A 1,603-nucleotide genomic window follows, 5' to 3' on the forward strand; every position below is an offset into this window, starting at 1 on the left:
GATGGCGGCCTGGCCCGCTACCGGCTGATCCTCGAACCCTGGACCGCGCTGCTGCGCCTGCGCCGCAACGCGGTGATCTTCCAGGACGTGGACACCCGCGCGATCTGCGAGCAGATCTTCGCCGACTATCCGCAGGCGGTGTTCCGCTTCGACGTGCAGGCCGCGCTGCCGGTACGCGCGATCACCACCCAGTACCGCGAGACCGATTGGGCGTTCGTCACCCGCCTGCTGGCCGAGGCCGGCCTGGCCTGGCGCATCGAGCAGACGCAGGGCGATGAGGCCGCGCACACGCTGGTGGTGTTCGAGCCGGGTGCCGAACTGCCCGACACCGGCCGGGTGCGCTTCCATCGCGCCGACATGGCCGAGGCCAGTGATGGCATCACCGCCTTCGCCGAGCGCCAGCAGCTGGTGCCCAACGCCAGTACCGTGGCCAGCTGGCACAGCGAGCAGGTCACGGCGGTGGCCGCGCAGTCCAGCGCCGACGCCGGCAGCCTGCCGGCGCTGGAAGTCTATGTGCAGCCACGCGCCGGGCGCTTCGCCCAGGCCGGCTGGGCCGATGCCGAAGCGCAGGCGCGGCTGGACGCGCTGCGCGTGGGCCAGGTGCTGTACAGCGGCAGCGGTAGTGAGCGCCAGCTGGCCGCCGGCAGCACCTTCCGCCTGGCCCAGCACCCGCAGCACGAAGGCCAGGCCTTCCAGCTGCTGGCGGTGCAGCACGTGGCGCTGAACAATCTCGACCAGGGCATCGCCGAGCTGCTGGACAGCCCGGCGCTGGAGCGCGGCGCCTACCGCAACAGTTTCCTGGCCACCGGCGCCGGCGTGCCGCTGCGCGCTCTGCCGCAGGACCGGCCGACCCTGCATGGCCCGCAGACCGCGCGCGTGGTCGGCATCGCCAACACCGCGGTGACCCCCAGCCGCGAGCACCAGGTGCGCATCCAGTTCGGCTGGCAGCGCGGCAGCCAACCCAACCCGGGCGGCCTGACCGACACCGGCAGCGCCCAGCCCGGCCATGCGCCCGGCGACCACACCAGCGGCAGCTGGGTGGCGGTGGCCGAATGGGTGGCCGGCCCGAACTGGGGCACCGCGTTCCTGCCACGGGTGGGCAGCGAGGTGCTGGTGGAATTCCTGCACGGCGACATCGACCAGCCGCGCATCACCGGCCAGCTGTACAACGGCGAGGTGGCCCCACCGTTCGGCGGCGGCATCGACGAGAACGCGCGCCACCCCGGCGTGCTCAGTGGCCTGCACACCCAAGCCCATGACGGCAGCGGCACCCAGCAGTGGGTGATGGACGATACGCCGGGCCAGCTGCGCACCCGCCTGCACAGCTCGCTGGCCGAGAGCCGGCTGGAGCTGGGCTACCTGATCGCCCACCAGGACACCGCCCGTGGCGCACTGCGTGGCGAGGGCTTCGAGCTGGCCACCCAGGGCTGGGGCAACGTGCATGCCGGCGAAGGCCTGCTGCTGTCGGCCAGCCTGCAGGAACGCGCGGCCTCCACGGTGATGGACAACGCCAGCGTGGTGGCCCAGCTCAAGGGCGCCGAGCGCAGCCTGGAACAGATGCAGCAGACCCTGGCCCAGCAGCAGGTGCCGGGCCTGGCCGAGT

At 72.7% G+C, this 1,603-nt stretch carries 1 protein-coding gene; it reads left to right on the forward strand.

Features of this window, described 5'->3' with window-relative positions; all coding sequences use genetic code 11:
• A partial coding sequence (locus C9412_RS20440; protein WP_146161748.1) for a type VI secretion system Vgr family protein occupies nucleotides 1–1,603 on the forward strand: 1,603 nt, incomplete at both ends.

It is taken from the genome of Stenotrophomonas sp. Nf1 (assembly GCF_003028475.1).
Classification (GTDB): Bacteria; Pseudomonadota; Gammaproteobacteria; order Xanthomonadales; family Xanthomonadaceae; genus Stenotrophomonas.